This window comes from Shinella sp. 20P9.1.1 (genome assembly GCF_057798995.1).
On record NZ_JBYOLC010000010.1, the window covers coordinates 160,250 to 179,874 of the forward strand.

At 64.2% G+C, this 19,625-nt stretch carries 17 protein-coding genes; 6 read left to right on the forward strand and 11 right to left on the reverse strand.

The window, feature by feature from the left end:
* Nucleotides 1-2: 2 nt before the first annotated feature.
* Nucleotides 3-782, reverse strand: a complete 780-nt coding sequence (gene hyi, locus AC27VQ_RS18200) for a hydroxypyruvate isomerase (RefSeq protein ID WP_488717379.1) — start codon at nucleotides 780-782, stop codon at nucleotides 3-5.
* 69 nt (nucleotides 783-851) lie between these two features.
* Nucleotides 852-2,639, reverse strand: coding sequence for a glyoxylate carboligase (gene gcl, locus AC27VQ_RS18205; RefSeq protein ID WP_488717380.1), 1,788 nt, complete (start codon nucleotides 2,637-2,639; stop codon nucleotides 852-854).
* Between the two features lie 163 nt (nucleotides 2,640-2,802).
* On the opposite strand from gcl, the gene bhcR reads away from it, so the two are divergent.
* Nucleotides 2,803-3,630 carry an HTH-type transcriptional regulator BhcR gene (gene bhcR / locus AC27VQ_RS18210; protein ID WP_488717381.1) on the forward strand — a complete coding sequence of 276 codons (828 nt, stop codon included), beginning with the start codon at nucleotides 2,803-2,805 and terminating at the stop codon, nucleotides 3,628-3,630.
* Between the two features lie 52 nt (nucleotides 3,631-3,682).
* Nucleotides 3,683-3,973 carry a hypothetical protein gene (locus AC27VQ_RS18215; protein WP_488717382.1) on the forward strand — a complete coding sequence of 97 codons (291 nt, stop codon included), beginning with the start codon at nucleotides 3,683-3,685 and terminating at the stop codon, nucleotides 3,971-3,973.
* Here AC27VQ_RS18215 and guaD read toward each other — a convergent pair whose 3' ends face one another.
* Nucleotides 3,974-5,314 carry a guanine deaminase gene (gene guaD, locus AC27VQ_RS18220; protein WP_488717383.1) on the reverse strand — a complete coding sequence of 447 codons (1,341 nt, stop codon included), beginning with the start codon at nucleotides 5,312-5,314 and terminating at the stop codon, nucleotides 3,974-3,976.
* Complete coding sequence (locus AC27VQ_RS18225) at nucleotides 5,311-6,552, reverse strand: urate hydroxylase PuuD (RefSeq protein WP_488717384.1); 1,242 nt, start codon at nucleotides 6,550-6,552, stop codon at nucleotides 5,311-5,313. The genes guaD and AC27VQ_RS18225 overlap by 4 nt, the downstream gene beginning before the upstream one ends.
* A gap of 143 nt (nucleotides 6,553-6,695) precedes the next feature.
* Here AC27VQ_RS18225 and AC27VQ_RS18230 point away from each other — a divergent pair, with 143 nt between their 5' ends.
* On the forward strand, nucleotides 6,696-7,643 hold the full coding sequence (locus AC27VQ_RS18230; RefSeq protein ID WP_488717385.1) for a LysR family transcriptional regulator: 948 nt from the start codon (nucleotides 6,696-6,698) through the stop codon (nucleotides 7,641-7,643).
* Here AC27VQ_RS18230 and xdhC read toward each other — a convergent pair.
* The 4 genes from xdhC to uraH are packed head-to-tail and all read right to left on the reverse strand — an operon-like array spanning nucleotide 7,580 to nucleotide 12,684.
* Nucleotides 7,580-8,467 (reverse strand): xanthine dehydrogenase accessory protein XdhC, encoded by an 888-nt coding sequence (gene xdhC, locus AC27VQ_RS18235; protein WP_488717386.1) that lies wholly within the window; start codon nucleotides 8,465-8,467, stop codon nucleotides 7,580-7,582. The genes AC27VQ_RS18230 and xdhC overlap by 64 nt on opposite strands.
* Nucleotides 8,468-8,471: 4 nt before the next feature.
* Nucleotides 8,472-10,826, reverse strand: coding sequence for a xanthine dehydrogenase molybdopterin binding subunit (gene xdhB / locus AC27VQ_RS18240; RefSeq protein ID WP_488717387.1), 2,355 nt, complete (start codon nucleotides 10,824-10,826; stop codon nucleotides 8,472-8,474).
* Nucleotides 10,827-10,829: 3 nt separating this feature from the next.
* On the reverse strand, nucleotides 10,830-12,314 hold the full coding sequence (xdhA, locus tag AC27VQ_RS18245) for a xanthine dehydrogenase small subunit (protein ID WP_488717388.1): 1,485 nt from the start codon (nucleotides 12,312-12,314) through the stop codon (nucleotides 10,830-10,832).
* 4 nt (nucleotides 12,315-12,318) lie between these two features.
* Nucleotides 12,319-12,684 (reverse strand): hydroxyisourate hydrolase, encoded by a 366-nt coding sequence (gene uraH, locus AC27VQ_RS18250; protein WP_488717389.1) that lies wholly within the window; start codon nucleotides 12,682-12,684, stop codon nucleotides 12,319-12,321.
* 160 nt (nucleotides 12,685-12,844) lie between these two features.
* On the opposite strand from uraH, the gene puuE reads away from it, so the two are divergent.
* From puuE to AC27VQ_RS18265, 3 genes are read left to right on the forward strand one after another with little or no spacing between them, the layout of a single operon-like run.
* Nucleotides 12,845-14,263, forward strand: coding sequence for an allantoinase PuuE (puuE, locus tag AC27VQ_RS18255; protein WP_488717390.1), 1,419 nt, complete (start codon nucleotides 12,845-12,847; stop codon nucleotides 14,261-14,263).
* Nucleotides 14,264-14,274: 11 nt separating this feature from the next.
* A complete protein-coding gene (alc, locus tag AC27VQ_RS18260) occupies nucleotides 14,275-15,282 on the forward strand; it encodes an allantoicase (protein WP_488717391.1) in 1,008 nt (335 codons plus the stop codon).
* On the forward strand, nucleotides 15,279-15,764 hold the full coding sequence (locus AC27VQ_RS18265) for an ureidoglycolate lyase (RefSeq protein WP_488717392.1): 486 nt from the start codon (nucleotides 15,279-15,281) through the stop codon (nucleotides 15,762-15,764). Before alc ends, AC27VQ_RS18265 begins: the two co-directional genes overlap by 4 nt.
* Before the next feature lie 160 nt (nucleotides 15,765-15,924).
* Here the strand turns inward: AC27VQ_RS18265 and AC27VQ_RS18270 are convergent, their stop codons facing one another.
* From AC27VQ_RS18270 to AC27VQ_RS18280, 3 genes are all read right to left on the reverse strand, one after another.
* Nucleotides 15,925-17,217, reverse strand: a complete 1,293-nt coding sequence (locus AC27VQ_RS18270; protein ID WP_488717393.1) for an NCS2 family permease — start codon at nucleotides 17,215-17,217, stop codon at nucleotides 15,925-15,927.
* A 271-nt stretch (nucleotides 17,218-17,488) separates the two neighbouring features.
* Complete coding sequence (locus tag AC27VQ_RS18275; RefSeq protein ID WP_488717394.1) at nucleotides 17,489-17,947, reverse strand: YbaK/EbsC family protein; 459 nt, start codon at nucleotides 17,945-17,947, stop codon at nucleotides 17,489-17,491.
* A 70-nt stretch (nucleotides 17,948-18,017) separates the two neighbouring features.
* The gene (locus AC27VQ_RS18280) at nucleotides 18,018-19,418 is read right to left on the reverse strand and encodes a DUF2793 domain-containing protein (protein WP_488717395.1); all 1,401 of its coding nucleotides are present in this window, start codon (nucleotides 19,416-19,418) and stop codon (nucleotides 18,018-18,020) included.
* Between the last annotated feature and the right edge of the window lie 207 nt (nucleotides 19,419-19,625).

The following is a 19,625-nucleotide window of genomic DNA, read 5'->3' on the forward strand; positions in this document are numbered from 1 at the left end:
GTTCAGCGACCGACTTCAGCGAGCCAGCCGAGACCTTCCTCGGTGGTCGTGCGGGGCTTGTATTCGCAGCCGATCCAGCCGTCGTAGCCGAGCGCGTCGAGCGTCTTGAACACGAAGCCATAGGCGATCTCGCCGGTGCCCGGTTCGTTGCGGCCCGGATTGTCGGCAAGCTGCACATGGGGGATTTTCCCCTGGTGCTTCTTGAACGTGCCGATCAGCTCGCCCTCGGTACGCTGCTGGTGGTAGAGGTCGTACTGGATGTAGAGGTTGTCGGAACCGACGTCCGCGATGATCGAGGCCGCCTGGTCCGGGGTGTTGAGGTAGAAGCCCGGAATGTCGAAGTGGTTGATCGGCTCGATCAAGAGCTTGATGTCGTGCTTGCCGAGTTCGGCCGCCGCCAGCTTCAGGTTGGCGACGAAGGTGGCGCGCAGCACGCTGTCAGATACGCCGGCCGGCGCTATGCCCGACAAGCAGTTGATCTGCTTGCAGCCGAGCGTCGTCGCGTAATCGATCGCCTTGGCGACGCCCTCGCGGAATTCATCTACACGATCCGGCAGGACCGCGATGCCGCGTTCGCCGCCGGCCCAGTTGCCGGCCGGCAGGTTGTGCAGCACCTGCGTCAGGCCGTGTTTGTCGAGTTCGGCGCGGATCGCATCCTTGTCGAAATCGTAGGGGAAGAGATATTCGACCCCTTCGAAACCCGCCTTGGCGGCGAGGGCGAAGCGCTCCATGAAGGGCGCCTCGTTGAAGAGCATGGTCAGGTTGGCCGCAAATTTCGGCATGGTCGTCTCCCTTTATTCCGGTGCGTTTCCAGGGAAGCCGCGGCGCGGCCTCCCCGGATTTGCCTGTCCTTAATCGAGCAGTGCGGCAAGCGTCGCGGTCGGTGCGTCTTCACCGCGCTCGGCCAGTTCCTCGAACTCGACGACGGCGTTGATGTCAGCGCCCATGGCGATGTTGGTGACGCGCTCGAGGATGAACTCGATGACGACGGGAACCTGGTGTTCCTTCATCAGCTTCTCAGCCGTGTTGAAGGCTTCCTGGAACTCGTTGGCACTGCGGACGCGGATCGCCTTGCAGCCGAGACCTTCGGCAACCGCGACGTGATCGACACCGTAGCCGGCTTCCGAATCGCCCGTCGCATTGATGTTGTCGAAGGCGAGCGAGACCTCGAAGTCCATGTTGAAGCCGCGCTGTGCCTGGCGGATGAGGCCGAGATACGAGTTGTTCACGACGACATGCAGGTAGGGCAGCTTGTGCTGGGCGCCGACGGCCAGTTCCTCGATCATGAACTGGAAGTCGTAGTCGCCCGAGAGCGCAACGATCTTGCGGTCCGGATCGGCGGCGCGGACACCGAGCGCTGCCGGCAGCGTCCAGCCGAGCGGGCCGGCCTGGCCGCAGTTGATCCAGTTGCGCGGCTTATAGACATGCAGTAACTGCGCGCCGGCGATCTGGGAAAGGCCGATGGTCGAGACATAGCAGGTGTCGCGGTCGAAGGCCTTGTTCATCTCTTCATAGACGCGCTGCGGCTTCAGCGGCATCTGGTCGAAGTGCGTCTTGCGCAGCATGGTGCGCTTGCGGTCCTGGCACTCGCCGGCCCAGTTGGACCAGTCGCGCAACTTGCCGGCAGCCTTCCATTCGGTCGCAACCTCGACGAAGACCTGCAGGGCAGCACCCGCATCCGAGACGATGCCGAGGTCGGGCGTGAAGACGCGACCGATCTGGGTCGGCTCGATGTCGACGTGAACGAACGTGCGCCCTTCCGTGTAGGTCGGGATGTTGCCGGTGTGGCGGTTGGCCCAGCGGTTGCCGATGCCGAAGACGAAGTCCGAGGCGAGCAGCGTCGCATTGCCGTAGCGGTGCGAGGTCTGCAGGCCGCACATGCCGGCCATCAGCGGGTGGTCGTCCGGGATCGCGCCCCAGCCCATCAGGGTCGGGATGACGGGGACGCCGGTGATTTCGGCAAGCTCGACCAAGAGGTCGGAGGCATTGGCATTGATGATACCGCCGCCCGCGACGATCAGCGGGCGCTGGGCCGCGTTGAGCATCGTCAGGGCCTTTTCGGCCTGGGCGCGGGTCGCGGCCGGCTTGTAGGGCGTCAGCGGCTCGTAGGCGTCGATGTCGAACTCGATCTCGGCGAGCTGGACGTCGATCGGCAGGTCGACCAGAACGGGACCGGGACGGCCCGAACGCATCGTGTGGAACGCCTTCTGGAAGACATAGGGAACGAGGCCCGGTTCCATGACCGTGACGGCCCACTTGGTAACGGGGGCGGCGATCTTGGCGATATCGACCGCCTGGAAATCTTCCTTGTCGAGGCGGGCGCGCGGCGCCTGGCCGGTGACGCAGAGGATCGGGATCGAGTCTGCCTGGGCCGAATAGAGGCCGGTGATCATGTCGGTGCCGGCGGGACCGGAGGTGCCGATGCACAGGCCGATATTGCCGGCGCGGGCACGGGTATAGCCTTCGGCCATATGGCTTGCGCCTTCGACATGACGGGCGAGGATGTGGCGGACCGTGCCGCGGGCCTTCAGCGCCGAATAGAAGGGATTGATTGCAGCCCCCGGAACGCCGAAGGCGCAATCGATGCCTTCCTTCTCCAGAACCAGAACCGCTGCATCGACAGCACGCATTTTTGCCATGGGTTTTTCCTCCGTCTCTTGGGATGGAAGGTAGCGGATTCCGTTCGACGTGCAATCATAAAATGGAAATCGATCCCATCAGATGGAAATAAACATTTTCAACGAATCTGGAACAATCCCCTGAGGCGAGATATGGAATGATGCGGCGACGAGGGAGAAAATCATGGCGGAGCATCAGGAAAAGACACGCGGGCGGCCCGGCCGAAAACCGGCGGCAGACGCCGCACCGTCTTCAGTACAGGTGCTGGACAGGAGTCTGAAACTGCTGGATCTCGTGGCGCAGGCGGATGGCGCGGGCCTGACCGACCTTGCCGACCAGTCCGGCATGGCGCCCTCCACCGTACACCGGCTGCTGACCTCGCTTGCCCAGCACGGCATGGTGACCCATGACGGCGAGACCGGCGCCTGGACGATCGGCGTAAAAGCCTTCGAGATCGGCACCGCCTATCTGCGTTTCCGCAAGCTCGGCACGATCAGCCGTCCCTTCCTCAAACAATTGATGGAAGGCTGCGGCGAGACCGCCAACATCGCCATCGAGGACGACGGCGACGTGGTCTTCATCTCGCAGGTCGAAAGCCATGCGCCGATGCGCGCCTTCTTCCGTCCCGGCCGGCGCGGGCCGATCCATGCCTCGGGCATCGGCAAGGCGATCCTTTCCACCTGGCAGGATGCCCGCATCGAAGCGCTGCTGGCCGGCCGCACGCTCGCCCATTTCACCGACAAGACCCGCGACAGCGTGCCCTTGCTGCTCGCCGATATCGAAAAAATTCGCGCCCGCGGCTTCTCCATCGATGACGAGGAACACACGCTCGGCATGCGCTGCGTCGCCGCGCCGATCTATGACGAATATGGCGAGGCCGTCGCCGGCATTTCCGTCTCCGGGCCGGCGGTGCGCCTGCCCGACAGCAAGGTCGATGCGCTCGGCCCCGTCGTGCGCGCGGCGGCGGAAGGATTGACCAAGGCGATGGGCGGGCGGGTGAAACGCGCTTGACTTCACCGGCACGAGTGCCAGTCTTGCGGCGATATCACGAAAGGATTTGCCGATGACCAAAGCCCGTTTTGCCGTTGCCGCAGCGCTGTTTGTTGCAAGCCCGGCTTTCGCGAAAATCCCGCTCGTCAATGCCACTTGCCCCGGCAATATCGAGGTGCATGCCGACGAGGGCGGGCCGATCTATATCAATGGCAAGGAAGCGAAACTTCACGTCTTCAACGACAATTACTACGAGGCCAAGGGCCACGGGGTGACGGTCTCGCTCTCCATCAACCCGGATGGTTCGGCCGCCGTCTCCTATACGGGACACGGCGGCGCGAATGGTGTCTGCATCGTCAAATAATCAGGTGTTTTCGAGCAACCGGCTTGCCGCCGCTGCGCGCTTGCCCTTGGCCTTCATAGGCTTGCCGGCGACATAGACTTCGGCCACACAGCGGTCGTCACCCATGGTCTGGAGGATGAACAGCTCTTCCAACAGGGATTTCGCGGTGCGCATGCGGTATTCCATCGCCGATTTGCCGCTGGAATCCAGCACGACGATATCCGCCTCCGCCCCCGCATGCAGCGAACCGATCTCGTTCTCCAGGCCGAGCGCGCGGGCATTGCCGAGCGTCATGCGATAGAACGAGTTGAACGGCGTCAGCTTCTGGCCCCGGAGGTGCAGCACCTTGTAGGCCTCGTCCATCGTTTCCAGCATGGAAAAGCTTGTGCCGGCGCCGACATCGGTCGCGACCGACCAGCGGGCACCGGCCTTGTCGAACCGGTCGCGGTCGAACAGTCCAGAACCCAGGAACAGGTTCGAGGTCGGGCAGAAGACGCCGACACTGCGGGTTTCGGCGAGAACGCCGATTTCGCGGTCGCTCAAATGGATGCAGTGGCCGAGCAGCATGCGCTCGTTCAGGAGACCGTAACGGGCATAGATGTCCGTATAGTCCTTGGCCTCCGGATAGAGCGAGGTCGCGAAGGCGATTTCGTCGTGGTTTTCCGAAAGATGGGTCTGGACGTAGCAGGTCGGATGTTCGGCGACGAGCGCCTGGCTCATCTCCATCTGCTCCGGCGTCGAGGTGATGGCGAAACGAGGGCTGATCGCATAGAGCGCGCGGCCGCGGCCGTGCCACTTCTCGATCAAGGCCTTGGTCTCGTCATAGCCCTGTTGCGGCGTGTCGCGCAGCGCGTCCGGCGCGTTGCGATCCATCATCACCTTGCCGCCGATCATGCGCATGCCGCGCGCTTCGGCCGCCGAGAAATAGGCGTCGACGCTTTCGGGATGCACCGAACAATAGGCGACGGCGGTGGTGGTGCCGTTCGACAGGAGCTCGTCCATGAAGCGGTCCGCCACGGCGGCCGCGTGGGCCTCGCTCGCGAATTTCTGCTCCTCGACGAAGATGTAGGTGTTCAGCCATTCGAGAAGCTGCGCACCGTAGGAAGCGATTGCCTGGGTCTGCGGGAAGTGCAAATGCGTATCGATAAGGCCCGGCAGAACGAGGTTCGGCCGGTGATCGGCCACCTCGACATCCGCGCCGGCAAGCTTGCTGATGTCAGCATAATCGCCTGCGTCCACCACCTTGCCGCCACGCACGAAGACGGCGCCGTCTTCGAAGTAGCGCCAGGCAGCCGTGTCGTCGATGCCCTGAGGCTCGGCGACGAAGGTCAGCACCCGTCCGCGGATCAGGCGCTCGGTCATTGGGTCTTCTCCCCGCTGACGGCACTCTCGTACCAGGCGACGAAGAGCTTGCGCTCCTCGTCCGAAACCTGGGTCACGTTGGCCGGCGGCATGGCATGCGAACGGCCGGCCTGCAGATAAATTTCGCGGGCATGCTTGGCGATATCGCCGTCGGTTTCCAGCGTCACGCCCTTCGGCGGCGTGACCATACCTTCCCAGCCCGGCTCCTTGGCGTGGCACATGGCGCAGCGGCCCGCGATCGTATCGCGCACCTTCGGGAAGGCTTCCGCCGTCACGAAGGGCTGCTGGGCGGCCGAGAGCTTAGCATCGGCCGCTTCACCGGTCAGGATCTTCGGCACCGTGGAGAGCCACATGATGGCGACGAAGAGCAGGGCGGTGACGAGCCAGGTCCAGGTCGGGTTGCCCGTGCCGGCATGGGTCGTGTTGAAATAGTGGCGGATCGTGACGCCCATCAGGAAGACCAGCGAGGCGATGATCCAGTTGAACTCCGTGCCGAAGGCCAGCGGATAGTGGTTCGACAGCATCAGGAACAGCACGGGCAGCGTCAGGTAGTTGTTGTGCGTGGAGCGCTGCTTGGCAATCTTGCCGTATTTCGGATCGGGCGTGCGGCCGGCGATGAGGTCGGCGACGACGATGCGCTGGTTCGGCATGATGATGAAGAACACGTTCGCCGACATGATCGTGGCCGTGAAGGCGCCGAGATGCAGGAAGGCGGCGCGGCCGGTGAAGAGCTGCGTATAACCCCAGGCGACCGCGACCAGGATGAAATACAGCGCCACCATCAGCCGCGTGTTGTCGTTGCCGAACGGCGACTTGCAGATCAGGTCGTAGATGATCCAGCCGAAGGCGAGCGAACCGAGCGAGATGGCGATGGCCACCGGCTTGGAGACGTTCAGCACGTTCGGGTCGATGAGATAGAGGTCGGCGCCCGCATAATAGACGAGACAGAGCATGGCGAAGCCCGAGAGCCAGGTGGCATAGCTTTCCCACTTGAACCACACGAGATGTTCCGGCATCGCGGCGGGTGCCACGAGGTACTTCTGGATGTGGTAGAAACCACCGCCGTGCACCTGCCATTCCTCGCCATGCGCACCCGCCGGCAGGCCGGGATGCTTCTTCAGGCCAAGGTCGAGCGCCACGAAATAAAACGATGAACCAATCCAGGCGATGGCCGTGATGACATGCAGCCAGCGCACCGCGAACATGACCCAATCCCAGGCAATGGCGTATTCGTACATGGGGATACCCTCCTCCCGATCTTCACGGAAATGAATGCCATCAAGTCATTTTCTAGGAAATCCCGGTGAATCACTAACACTTTCAAAAAAAACTAAAAGATGCCCCCCACTTTGCTCCGCACGCCGATGTGGTAGAAAGGGCCATGTCCTATCTCGATAATGTGCGCGTCTTCGTTCGCGTGGTCGAACTCGGTACCCTCTCGGCGGCGGGGCGCGACCAGCGCGTCACCCCCGCGGTCGCCAGCAATCGCATCAAGGAACTCGAACGCCATCTCGGCGTGCGGCTGTTCAACCGCACGACGCGCAAGCTGTCGCCGACCGAGCACGGCCGGGTGTTCTACGAAGGCGCGGTGAAGATCATCGAGGCCGTCAACGAGGCGGAAGCCGCCATCGCCGACCTCTCGCGCAACCCGAAGGGGTCGCTGCGCATCACCGCCCCGCTCGGCATCGGCCGCCGGCTGATCGCCTCCGGCATTCCGGAATTCCACGACAAATACCCCGATATCGAGGTGCGTGTGCGCCTGTCGGACCACAATGTCGATATCCTCGCCGAGGGCGTCGATGTCGCCTTCAAGCTGGGCGTGCTCGAGGATTCCAACCTGCGCATGCGCGGTATCCTCAAATGCGAGCGCGTGCTCTGCGCCTCTCCCGAGTACCTTGCGCGGCGCGGCACACCGAAAAGCGCCGATGCGCTGATCGCCGACAAGCATGAGTGTCTCCTGCTGCGCTATCCCGGCTCGAAGGAATATTTCTGGACGCTCGTCACCGCAGAAGGCCCGCGCAAATTCGAGGTCGGCGGCCCCTATGACAGCGACGACGGCGACGTGCTGACGCAATGGGCGCTGGAGGGTCGCGGCATCATCAACAAGCCACTGTTCGAGGTGAAGGCGCATCTGACCGACGGCCGTCTGGTGGAGATCCTCAAGGAAACCCCGCCCGCCTCCGCGCAGCTCGCCGCCATCTACCCGCACAAGCGGTTTCAGGACCCGAAAGTGCGCCTGATGATCGACTTCATGGCCGAGCGATGTCAGCGGCTGATCGGCAAGCTGCTTGGCGAGGAGCCGGCGGTTGAAACGGCCGACGAGGACTGAAGGCCTTTTTTGGCCGACCAGGTCAGCGCCGCCGTCATGATCTCCGATGCCGCAAGCGTCGCGATGACGGCCGGGCGCTTGTCCTTTACCGCCGTGCCGCCGATCGGGCAGACGAGGTTTTCGAACAGATCGGGATGGCCGATTTCGCGCGACAGCCAGTTGCGGAAGGTGGCGCGTTTGGTCTTCGAGCCGATCATGCCGACATAGGCGGCATCCGGGCGCTTCAGCGCTTCGGCGGCGATCAGGAAATCCAGTGCGTGGTCATGGGTCAGGATCACGAAACTGCTGCCGGCAGGCGCGTCGCGCACCACGGCCTCGGGCATCGCCGTCAGGCACGTCTCGATGCGCGGCACCGTCGAGGCGATGAGTTCGTCCTCGCGGGTATCCACCAGAATGACGCGGAGCGGCGCCAGCGACAGCGCCATGGCGAGCGCATCGCCGACATGGCCGGCACCGAAGACATAGACATGCGGGCGCGAGGCCATTTCGCGATCGCTGCGGGCAATGAGGTCACGCGCAATCAGCGGCGTCACCGCCGTGAAGGTCAATCCGACCCGGCCGCCGCAGCACTGGCCGATTTCCGGGCCGAGCGGCACGTTCATCGGCTCGGCGGCGACGTTGAAGCGCAGCGCCCGCCGCGCATGGTCGATCGCCATATATTCGAGCTGCCCGCCGCCGATCGTCGCGAAGATGCCGCGTTCCGACACCAGCATGAAGGCATCCGTGTCGCGCGGCGTCGAGCCCGCCGCGCCCGTCACTTCCACCAGGATCGAAGCCTGCGCCCGGCGCAGAAAGTCCCTGATATCTTCGCGCGCGGCGGGCATGGTCTCACCCCTTCTTCTGGGCCTTGAGCCGCTCGATGGCCATCAGCACGCATTCGGGCGTTGCCGGCGCATCGAGCTGCGGGCAGATCGTGTGGTCCGCCACCGCCGCCACCGCATCCGACAGCGCATGCAGCACGGCAAGGCCGAGCGGCAGCGGCGGCTCGCCGACCGCCTTGGAGCGATGGACCGTCGGCTCGTAGGCTTCCGACCAGTCGGTGAGGTTGACGTTGAAGATCTTCGGGCGGTCCGAGGCGAGCGGGATCTTGTAGGTGGAGGGCGCGTGGGTGCGCAGCCGCCCCTTGCCGTCCCACCACAGTTCCTCCGTCGTCAGCCAGCCCATGCCCTGGATGAAGCCGCCCTCGATCTGGCCGATATCGATGATCCTGTTCAGCGAACGGCCGGTATCGTGCAGGATGTCGGTGCGCTCCACGACATATTCGCCGGTCAGCGTATCGACGGAGACTTCCGAGCAGGCCGCGCCATAGGCGTAGTAGTAGAAGGCGTGGCCGCGACCCTTCGAGCGGTCCCAATGGATCTTCGGCGTCTTGTAGAAGCCGGCCGCCGAGAGCTGGATACGCGCCATATAGGCCTGTTTGACGAGATCGTTGAACGATATCTCGGCATTGCCGATGCGCACGCGGTTCGGCAGGAAGACCACCTGGTCGCGCGGGATCTGGTATTTTTCCGCCGCGAAATCGATCAGCCGGTCCTTGATCTGGCGGGCGGCATCCTGGGCGGCCATACCGTTCAGGTCGGCGCCCGAGGAGGCGGCGGTCGGCGAGGTGTTCGGCACCTTGGCCGTCGTCGTCGCGGTGATCTTCACCCGTTCCAGATCGATCTGGAACTCTTCGGCCACCACCTGCGCCACCTTCAGGTGCAGGCCCTGGCCCATTTCCGTGCCGCCGTGGTTCATGTGCACGGAACCGTCCGTATAGACATGCACCAGCGCGCCGGCCTGGTTGGATTCCGTCTTGGTGAAGGAGATGCCGAATTTCACCGGCGTCAGCGCGAGACCGCGTTTGACGAAGCGGCTGTTGGCGTTGAATTCCCGGATCGCCTTGCGGCGGCCGGCATAGTCGGCGCTCTCTTCCAGCTCGGCGACGATGCGCTGGATGATGCAGTCCTCGACCTTCTGGTGGTAGGGCGTGAGGTTACGCTCACCCTCCACGCCCATGGCGTCATAAAAATTCAGCTTGCGGATATCGAGCGGGTCCTTGCCGACGGCGAAGGCGACCTCGTCGATGACGCGCTCCGCACCGACCATGCCCTGCGGGCCGCCGAAACCGCGAAACGCCGTGTTCGACACCGTGTTGGTGTGAAGCAGCGACGACTTGGCATGCACATGCGGGAAGAAATAGGCGTTGTCGCAGTGGAACAGCGCCCGGTCGCCCACCGGGCCGGAGAGGTCCGCCGAGAAACCGGCCCGGAGGGCGAACGTGTAGTCGATCCCGAGGATACGGCCTTCGTCGTCGAAGCCGACATCGTAGTCGATGGCGAAATCGTGCCGCTTGCCGGTCGCGACCATGTCCTCGTCGCGGTCGAGGCGAACCTTGACGGCGCGGTTGAGCTTCTTGGCGGCGATCGCGGCGAGTGCGGCGCACTGGTTGGCCTGCGTCTCCTTGCCGCCGAAGCCGCCCCCCATGCGGCGCACTTCCACCGCAACCGCATTGCTCGGCACGCCGAGCGCATGCGCAATCATGTGCTGCGTTTCGCTCGGACCCTGCGTCGAGCAGTGGACGAGAACCTCGTCGTCCTCGCCGGGTATGGCGAGCGACACCTGCCCCTCAAGATAGAAATGGTCCTGCCCGCCGAGCCGCATGCGGCCCTTCACCCGGCGCGGCGCGCTTTCGAGCGCTGCGGCCGCATCACCACGCTTAAGCGTCAGCGGCGGGAAGACCTGGGGATGCGTCGTCTGGTCGAGATTCCAGATATCGATATTGGCCGGCAGTTCCTCATATTCGATCTTGGCGAGCCGCGCGGCGCGACGGGCCTCCTCGCGGGTTTCCGCGATGACGCAGAAGATCGGCTGACCGTGGAACTGCACCTTGCCTTCCGCCAGAACCGGGTCGTCATGCATGCCCGAGGGCGAGATGTCGTTGACGCCGGGAATGTCTTGATAGGTCAAAACGTCGACGACGCCGGGGGCAGCGCGGACGGCCGAGAGATCGACGGATTTCAGGAGGCCGTGCGCGACGGTGGACAGGCCGAGGCCCGCATGCAGCGTGCCGGCCGGCTCGGTGATGTCGTCGATATAGACGGCGGTTCCGGCGACATGCTTGTGCGCGGAATCGTGGCGCACGCTCGCATGGACGCCGCCTTCGATTTTCTCAGCCTTGAGATCGGGGGTGTGCTTGTTCATGGCTCACGCAGCCTCGTATCTGGACACTTGCGCGGATGCCGCGCCTGAGGTCGTTTCCGTGTAGAACCGCAGCAGCAGGTTTTTCGCCACCAGTGCGCGGTATCCGGCGGTGGCGCGCATGTCGGTCAGCGGGGCGTAATCCTCCGCATATTTCTCCATGGCCGCTTCCACCGTCGCCTCGGTCCATTTTTGACCGAGAAGCGTCTTTTCCACGGCGAAGGCACGCTTCGGCGTCGCCGCCATGCCGCCATAGGCAATGGTGATGCCGGTGACGGTGCCATCGGCCGAAAGCGCCAGGCGGAAGGCGCCGAGCGATGCCGTGATGTCCTCGTCGCGGCGCTTCGTCACCTTATAGACGGCGAACTTTTCACCCGCCGCCGGTGCCGGCACATGCACGGCCTCGACGAATTCGCCGGGCTGGCGGTCCTGCTTGCCATAGGCGATGAAGTAGTCTTCGAGGCGGATGGTGCGCCGCTCGGTGCCTTTGCGCAAGGTCAGTGTGGCGTTGAGCGCGATCAGCGCCGGCGGCGTGTCGCCGATCGGCGAGCCGTTGGCGATGTTGCCGCCGATCGTGCCCATGTTGCGCACCTGCTGGCCGCCGATGCGCTCGATGAGCGGACCGAGCGCCGGCACATGGTTCGCCAGCGTCTTCAGCGCTTCCGTATAGGTGACGCCGGCACCGATGGTGACCGTATCCCCCTCGACCGAGATGGACTTCAGCTCGTCCAGCCCGGCGATGAAGACGACGGGCGAGATATCGCGCATATGCTTGGTGACCCAGAGACCGACGTCGGTGGAACCGGCAACGACCGTTGCAGTCGGCGCAGCCTCCAGTACGGCGGCGAAATCATCGAGATCGGCGGGAACGACGAAGCGGCTCTTGCCGTCGCCGATCTCGACGCGAGCGCCGTCCTTCAGTGCCTTGAGGCGCGCAATCATCGCGTCGCGCTCGACGAGCAGCGGATCCTTCTCCGTGCCGCCATAGCTGGAAATGGCGCGGGCGGCGCGCAGGATCGGCTCGTAGCCGGTGCAGCGACAGAGATTGCCCTGCAGCGCCGTCTCGATCTCTCGATCGCTCGGGTTCGGCGTCTGCATCCACAGCGCATAGAGCGAGATGACGAAGCCAGGTGTGCAGAAACCGCATTGCGAGCCGTGGTAATCGACCATCGCCTGCTGCACCGGATGCAGCTTGCCGTCGCGGGCGGCAACATGCTCGACCGTCACGACATGACAGCCGTCGAGCGAGCCCATGAAGCGGATACAGGCGTTGACGCCCTCATAAACGAGGCCGCCGGAAGGAGTGAGCCGTCCGACGAGCACGGTGCAGGCGCCGCAGTCGCCTTCGGCGCAGCCTTCCTTGGTGCCCTTGAGCAGTTTGGAGAGGCGCAGCCAGTCGAGCAACGTCTGGTCGGGGGCGACGTCGCGCAGCGACACGTCCTGACCGTTGAGGATGAAGCGCAGTTCGGAGCGGATTTTTGGGGCCGCCATGGCATTAGCTCCCGCGGTAAGTGGAATAGCTGAAGGGCGAGACGAGCAGCGGCACATGGTAATGCGCGCCCTCGTCGGCAAGGCCGAAACGGATCGGGATGATATCGAGGAACAGCGGGCCATCGCCATTGCGGCCGAGATAGTCGCCAGCATGGAAACGCAGTTCGTAGGTGCCGGATTTCATGGTCTCACCAGCGAGAAGCGGCGCGTCGCAACGGCCGTCGTCATTCGTCTGTGTGGTCTTGATCAGGTGGAAGGTTTCGCCTTCGACCCGGTAGAGATCGATGCGCAGGCCTTCCGCAGGCTTGCCGCGCGCCGTATCCAGAACGTGGGTCGTGAGCCGCCCGGCTCCCTGGCTATGAGACTGCATGTTTTCCTCCCGAGCACACTACGCCTGCCATCACTATCCGTCACCCTTTATCCACTGAAAAGCGGTGAGATCGTTCGAGACTTTCAAATTTTCCTGAGGAATGTAACGCGCAAATTTCAGGTTAGCATTTGGCAATCGAAAGCGTTTGGAGGAGCGTTCCATGCGATATTGCCGCGACATGCACGGATATGGTCAGACCCCGCCGAAGGCTCAGTGGCCCGGTGATGCGCGCATCGCCGTCCAGTTCGTCCTAAACTATGAAGAAGGCGGCGAGAACTGCGTGCTGCATGGCGACGCGGCTTCCGAAGCCTTCCTGTCGGAGATCGTCGGCGCCGCCCAATGGCCGGGCCAGCGCCACTGGAACATGGAATCGATCTACGAATACGGCGCGCGCGCCGGCTTCTGGCGCCTGCACCGCCTTCTGACGGAAAAGAACGTGCCCGTCACGGTCTATGGCGTGGCAACGGCGCTGCAGCGCTCGCCCGCCCAGGTCGCCGCAATGATCGAGGCCGGCTGGGAAATCGCTTCGCACGGCCTGAAATGGGTCGAGCACAAGGACATGAGCCCCGAGGACGAGCGCGCGGCCATCGCCGAGGCGATCCGCCTGCACACACTGGTGACGGGCGAGCGACCGCGCGGCTGGTATACCGGCCGCTGTTCGGTCAACACGGTCGATCTCGTCAGCGAGGCCGGCGGCTTCGACTATATTTCCGACACCTATTCGGACGACCTGCCATACTGGCACGAGCACAACGGCAAGCAGCAGCTGATCATTCCCTATACGCTCGACGCCAATGACATGCGCTTCGCCACGCCGCAGGGCTTCAACAGCGGCGACCAGTTCTTCACCTATCTGAAGGATTCGTTCGACGCGCTCTATGCCGAGGGCAAGGCGGGCCACCCGAAGATGATGAGCATCGGCCTGCATTGCCGCCTGATGGGCCGCCCCGGCCGCGTCATGGCGCTCGCCCGCTTCATCCACTACATCCAGAGCCATGAGAAGGTCTGGATCCCCCGGCGCGTCGATATTGCCGAACATTGGGCAAAGACCCATCCGCCGCAGCCGCAGGCCGAGCGCCCCTCACAGATGCCGAAGGAGGCGTTCGTCAAACGCTTCGGCGATATCTACGAGCATTCGCCCTGGATCGCCGAGCGCGCCTGGGCTGGCGAGCTTTCGCCGGCCAATGACACCTCCATCGGCCTTGCCGCCGCGCTCGCCTTCCAGTTCCGCGCCGCAAGCGAAGAGGAACGCCTCGGCGTTCTCGTCGCCCACCCGGATCTCGCCGGCAAGCTGGCGCAGGCCAAGCGCCTGACGGCGAGCTCAACCGACGAGCAGGCCTCCGCCGGTCTCGACGCCCTGACGGACGAGGAGCGCGCTCGTTTTACCGATCTCAACGACCGCTATGTGAAGACGTTCGGCTTTCCCTTCATCATCGCCGTGCGCGACAACACCAAGGCAAGCATCCTCGCCGCCTTCGAAAAACGCATCGCCCATGGCCGCGACACCGAATTCGCCACCGCCTGCAAGCAGGTGGAACGCATCGGCTACCTGCGGCTCAAGGCGCTGCTGCCGGACTGAGAGATACGACCATGTCGACGGCCGCCCTGCCCGCCTTCGCACGCGGAACGATCAATCTTGCCTCAGCGGGTCTCGGGGCGAAGGGGCTTTGCGCGACGGACGAGTTCTTCGGCCCGCTGTCGCGCATGCTCTCCGACGAGCCCGCCGTCTACCATGCCGGCGTCTATGACGCGCATGGCAAATGGATGGACGGCTGGGAAACGCGGCGGCGGCGTGGGCCGGGGCATGACCACGCCGTGATCGCGCTGGCGACCGCAGGCCGCATCCGCGGCTTCGATGTCGATACCGCCTTCTTCACCGGCAACTACCCGACGGCTTGCGCCATCGAGGGCTGTCTGGCGCCCGATGGCCCAGACGAGGCATCGGAATGGGTGGAGCTTCTGGCGCCAAGCCCGCTCGGGCCGAGCGCCCAGCATTTCTTCGACTGTGCCGTGGACGGCCTGTTCAGCCATGTCCGGCTGCGGATCTATCCCGATGGCGGGGTGGCGCGGCTGCGGGTCTATGGTATTCCCGCGCTGGCGCCCGCCGAAGGGCCGATCGATCTCGCTTCCGCGCTTTCGGGCGGGCAGGTCATTGCATTTTCCAACGGTCACTACGGCCATCAGCGCTTGCTCGCGCCCGGCCGTGGCGTCAATATGGGCGATGGCTGGGAAACCAGCCGCCGCCGGCAGCCGGGTCACGAGTGGATCGTGGTCAAGCTTGCCGCACGCGCGACGCTCGAAAGCATCGTCGTCGATACCGCCCATTTCAAGGGCAACTACCCGGATGCCTGCTCCATGCAGGCCGCCGATCTGACGGGCACGACGGGGGACCTCCCCACCCTTGTCACCGCCGCGTCGATGTTCTGGCAGGAAATCCTGCCCGAGCAGAAATTGGCCGCCGACCGTATCCATACGTTCGATGGCCATCTCGTGAAGCAGGCGGGTGCCGTGACGCATGTCCGCCTGAACATTCATCCGGACGGCGGCATCAGCCGTCTGAGGGTTTTTGGCCACACGGCCGAGGGAGGAAAGACATGAAGACCATCGAAATCAGAGAGCTGACCCGCGAGGCCTTCGCGCCCTTTGGCCAGGTCATCGAACAGGAAGGCGCGCACAATTTCCCGATCAATGCGGGCAAGTGCACGCGCTTCCACGACCTCGCCAACATCGAGACGACGGGCGAGAAAGCTCGCCCGATGATCAGCCTGCTGCGCGGCGAACCCTATCCGCTGCCGCTGGAACTGAAGATGGTGGAGCGCCATCCGCTCGGCAGCCAGGCCTTCATTCCGCTTGGTGACGCCTCCTTCCTCGTCGTCGTCGCCGAGGAAACGGAAACCGGCCCGGCCGAGCCCATCGCCTTCCGCACGGCACCCGGCCAGGGCGTCAATATCGGCCGCAATGTCTGGCACGGTATCCTGACGCCGCTCGACAAGACCTCGGATTTCGCCGTGGTCGATCGCGGCGGCGAGGGCGTCAACCTTGAGGAACATTTCTACCAGGAATCCTTCCTGGTCCGCTGATCCACCACCGGGGAAACGCGGATCCGCCGGCCCGCCTCCACGGGCCGGCATTTTCGTCTTTACGGATAGCCGATCCGGTCGCGCCTGCAACAGGCAGCCAAAACGCAAACGGGCCGCGCTTTGAGCGCGGCCCGTTCCGTTTGGATGGATAGCTTGTCGTCTATTCCGCGAAGAAGGCGAAGCGGATGACGAAGAGGACCGCGACGATCGCCGTTGCCGGGTGGATGTCCTTCCACTTGCCGGTGAAGAGCTTCATGACGACATAGCTGATGAAGCCGAAGGCAAGGCCGTTGGCGATCGAGTAGGTGAAGGGCATGGCAAGCGCGGTCAGCGCAGCCGGTGCCGCTTCCGTCAGGTCTTCCCATTCGATTTCCGTCAGTTCGCGCATCATCAGGCCTGCGACATAGAGCAGGGCCGGAGCCGTCGCGACGCTCGGCACCGAGCCGGCGAGCGGCGAGATGAAGAGAGCGGCGAGGAACAGGATCGCGACGGTCAAGGCGGTGAGGCCCGTGCGGCCGCCGGCCTGGACGCCCGAGGCGCTTTCGACGTAAGCCGTGGTGGAGCTGGTGCCCATCAGCGAGCCGGCGACGATCGCCGTGCTGTCGGCGAGAAGGGCGCGGCCGAGGCGGCTCTTCTTGCCTTCCTGGATCAGGTTGGCGCGCTTGGCGACGCCGATCAGCGTGCCGGTCGCATCGAACACTTCGACGAGAACGAAGACCAGGATGACATGCACCAGGCCGCCATGCAGCGCCCCCATGATGTCGAGCTGCAGGAACGTCGGCAGCATTGACGGCGGGGCCGAGACGATGCCCTGGAACTGGCTGACGCCGGTGACCCAGGAGAGGATCGTCACGGCGAGAATGCCGATCAGGATCGCACCCTTGATGCGCAACGCATCGAGCACGGCGATGATGAAGAAGCCGAGGATGGCGAGCAGCGGGCCGGTCGCCTTGAGGCTGCCGAGGCCGACGAGCGTTGCCGGATTGTCGACGACGATGCCGGCGTTCTTCAGCGCGATAATGCCGAGGAAGAGGCCGATACCGGCGGCAATGGCGCTGCGCAGCGAATGCGGAATGCCTTCGATCAGCCAGCTGCGCACGCCCGTGACCGTCAGGATCACGAAGATGAGGCCGGAGATGAAGACCGCGCCCAGCGCCTGCTGCCAGGTGAAGCCGAGGGCGGCGACGACGGTGAAGGCGAAGAAGGCGTTGAGGCCCATGCCGGGCGCCATGCCGATCGGCCAATTGGCGACGAGCGCCATGACGAGCGAGCCGAGCGCGGCCGCCAGACAGGTGGCGACGAAGACGGCATCCCGGTCCATGCCCGTGGTCGACAGAATGTCCGGATTGACGAAGATGATATAGGACATGGTGAGGAAGGTCGTGAGACCCGCCACCACTTCGGTGCGCACGGACGTGCCGTGCTCACTCAGCTTGAACAGCTTTTCGAACATGTTTTCTCCCCCTGGCGCTGCCTGAGGCGCGCCGTGCTGAACCTCCGGGCAAATGCTCCTCCAGCAGCCCGGAACCAAGCCGACGCTTCGCACCGCGAACCGCCTGCCCGCGAGACACCCCCGCGTCCGCGCGCCGCTGTCCGCCGGAAGCCGGCCGCGGTTGATCACAGTTTCGTCATATTGCTTGCTGGAGCAGAATTTTGCCAGCGGGGCATTTCCCCGGATTTGCGCGAAACTCTTTCACGATTAGCCCGTTGGGGCCGGGGTCACGTCACTCGCAGACGTCAACCCATTCGCCCTTGACCAGGCTTGCCATGCGGTCGGGCGCGATACGCACCGCCGCATTCGTCGCGCCCGCCGCCGGAACCACCTCTTCGAAGGATTTCAGCGACACATCGCAGTAGACCGGAACGGGCGCCGGCAGGCCGAAGGGGCAGACGCCTCCCACCGGATGCGACGTGACGGCCAGCACCTGCTCGGCGTCGAGCATGCGCGGCTTTGCAGCGAAGCGATCCTTGAATTTCCGGTTGCTCAGCCGCGCCGTGCCGGCCGCGACCAGAAGCACGGTCTCCTCGCCGATCCGCAGGCAGATCGTCTTGGCGATCTGTTCGGGCGCAACGCCGTGCGCCTCGGCCGCGAGCGTCACGGTCGCCGAGCTCTGCTCGGTGACGAGAACGTCGATGTCTGGGGCGTTTTCGGCGAAGAAGGCGCGGACGGATTCGAGAGACATACCCCTGTCATAACCAGTCCGGCGGCCTTGATGCAAGAGCCGCCGGGAAGCAATGCATGCGATGCTTTGATCAGGCGTAGATGCCGCCCGTCGGATTGGTGCCGACGGTGGAGCCGGGCAGATAGGTCGTCGCCTTGCCATAGGTGTTGATGACGCCGTTCGTCTCGGCAATGTAGCGGCTGCCCGTCGCCGCACCCGAGACCGTCAGGTTCGAGAGGGCGATCGAGGCGCAGTTGCTCGCCGCCAGAAAATGCGTGAAGGCGGGCGTGCCCGTCAGCGTGATCGTGCGGTTTGCCCCGACCACATAACCCATGCCGATATTCATGTGCCTGCGCCCGCCGCCGGAGATCGTATAGTCGTCCTCGATGGCGATATGGCAGGGATTGTCCGCAAAGATGTGGTCCGCGTTGGCGCCGACAGCGCCGAATTCGAGTTTGCCCGTGCGCAGATAGACCCCGTTGCCCACGGAGAGCGCGTTGATGAGATCCGTGGCGATGACGAAGCGCAGGCCGGCGACACGCACCTGCGCGCCGTTGCGAAAGCTCAGCCCCGAACTCATGACGACCGAGGCCGGCGTCGTCTCGTTGCCCTTGATGATCAATGTGCCGCCGCCCCACAGGGGTCGGCCGATGGTGGCGCCGGCGGCATAGGTGCCGTTCGCCAGCTGGATCGTCACGTCGAAACTCGCGCAATCCAGCTTGTGCGCCTCGTCCACGGCCTTCTGCAGGGTCGCAAACGGCAGACCGGCGCTCAGACCGGTATTGGTGTCGCTACCGGTCGTCGCGACATAGTAGGTGCGCGCTGCGGTCAGCTGGATGCGCAGACCCGTCGCGCCGGCGGGGAAGGAAACACGCCCCGAACTGCGGTCGACGGTGATGGCATCGAGAAAGGTGGAGCCGTTCGGGCTCACCTTGAGGCGGAAATCGTCGCTCCCGATGGCGCCGATCTCGGCGCGCGACGAAAACCCCGTCTGGAACAGCACGGACGCGGTGTCCGCCGACGTCGCCTTGTTGATTTTGAGCTGGTGGCCCATGCCCTCGTGGGAGAACAGCGAGGTGTCACCGGCCAGCGCCAGCCGGTTCGGCGGGTTCACGATCGCATTGAGGCCGAGCCTGTCCGGCAGGGCGACATTAAAGGCCGACAGCGCCCAGTCGGTGGCGCCGAAGGTGAGAAGCACGCCTTCATCGACGGCATGGGCAAGCCAGCCGGTGCGCGGCATGTAGAACATCCAGACATCGTCCTGCCAGGCGGCGACATGCTTTTCGCGGCCCGCCCATGCGCCCGTCGCACCCGCCGGCACGATGTAGCGCACGCCCGCGGCCGGCGATGTCGGTGGCGTGGCGACGCTCCGGCTCATCACCGCAAGCTGCACGACCGCGTCAAGCGCCTTGATCGCCTCGTTGTGGGTGACGTGTTTCTGTGCCTGGGAGGGAAGGATGTAGGGCAGGTTGAGATTCTCGGTTGCGTCCATGATCGTCGGTTTTCCAGTTTGCGTTCGCACGATTTTAGGTGGCGGCGGCAAAGCGGGGAAAATCAGCGGGGATATTCGACGGACGCCGTTTCGAACGGAGCGCGCAGGATGGGACGGTTCGAGATGTGCCTCCGGCGAATATCCGCAAACGCTTATCAATCTGATACGCTTATGAAACGCGCACGTTGACTTTTGTCAGCGCTAATG

Coding starts and splice junctions, on each gene's coding strand:
- guaD (WP_488717383.1), bottom strand. CDS start 5,314: ATGACCGAGCGCCTGATCCGCGGACGGGTGCTGACCTTCGTCGCCGAG.
- AC27VQ_RS18275 (WP_488717394.1), bottom strand. CDS start 17,947: ATGTCTCTCGAATCCGTCCGCGCCTTCTTCGCCGAAAACGCCCCAGAC.
- puuE (WP_488717390.1), top strand. CDS start 12,845: ATGCGATATTGCCGCGACATGCACGGATATGGTCAGACCCCGCCGAAG.
- gcl (WP_488717380.1), bottom strand. CDS start 2,639: ATGGCAAAAATGCGTGCTGTCGATGCAGCGGTTCTGGTTCTGGAGAAG.
- bhcR (WP_488717381.1), top strand. CDS start 2,803: ATGGCGGAGCATCAGGAAAAGACACGCGGGCGGCCCGGCCGAAAACCG.
- xdhB (WP_488717387.1), bottom strand. CDS start 10,826: ATGAACAAGCACACCCCCGATCTCAAGGCTGAGAAAATCGAAGGCGGC.
- AC27VQ_RS18265 (WP_488717392.1), top strand. CDS start 15,279: ATGAAGACCATCGAAATCAGAGAGCTGACCCGCGAGGCCTTCGCGCCC.
- AC27VQ_RS18215 (WP_488717382.1), top strand. CDS start 3,683: ATGACCAAAGCCCGTTTTGCCGTTGCCGCAGCGCTGTTTGTTGCAAGC.
- AC27VQ_RS18230 (WP_488717385.1), top strand. CDS start 6,696: ATGTCCTATCTCGATAATGTGCGCGTCTTCGTTCGCGTGGTCGAACTC.
- AC27VQ_RS18225 (WP_488717384.1), bottom strand. CDS start 6,552: ATGTACGAATACGCCATTGCCTGGGATTGGGTCATGTTCGCGGTGCGC.
- xdhC (WP_488717386.1), bottom strand. CDS start 8,467: ATGCCCGCCGCGCGCGAAGATATCAGGGACTTTCTGCGCCGGGCGCAG.
- hyi (WP_488717379.1), bottom strand. CDS start 782: ATGCCGAAATTTGCGGCCAACCTGACCATGCTCTTCAACGAGGCGCCC.
- alc (WP_488717391.1), top strand. CDS start 14,275: ATGTCGACGGCCGCCCTGCCCGCCTTCGCACGCGGAACGATCAATCTT.
- uraH (WP_488717389.1), bottom strand. CDS start 12,684: ATGCAGTCTCATAGCCAGGGAGCCGGGCGGCTCACGACCCACGTTCTG.
- AC27VQ_RS18280 (WP_488717395.1), bottom strand. CDS start 19,418: ATGGACGCAACCGAGAATCTCAACCTGCCCTACATCCTTCCCTCCCAG.
- xdhA (WP_488717388.1), bottom strand. CDS start 12,314: ATGGCGGCCCCAAAAATCCGCTCCGAACTGCGCTTCATCCTCAACGGT.
- AC27VQ_RS18270 (WP_488717393.1), bottom strand. CDS start 17,217: ATGTTCGAAAAGCTGTTCAAGCTGAGTGAGCACGGCACGTCCGTGCGC.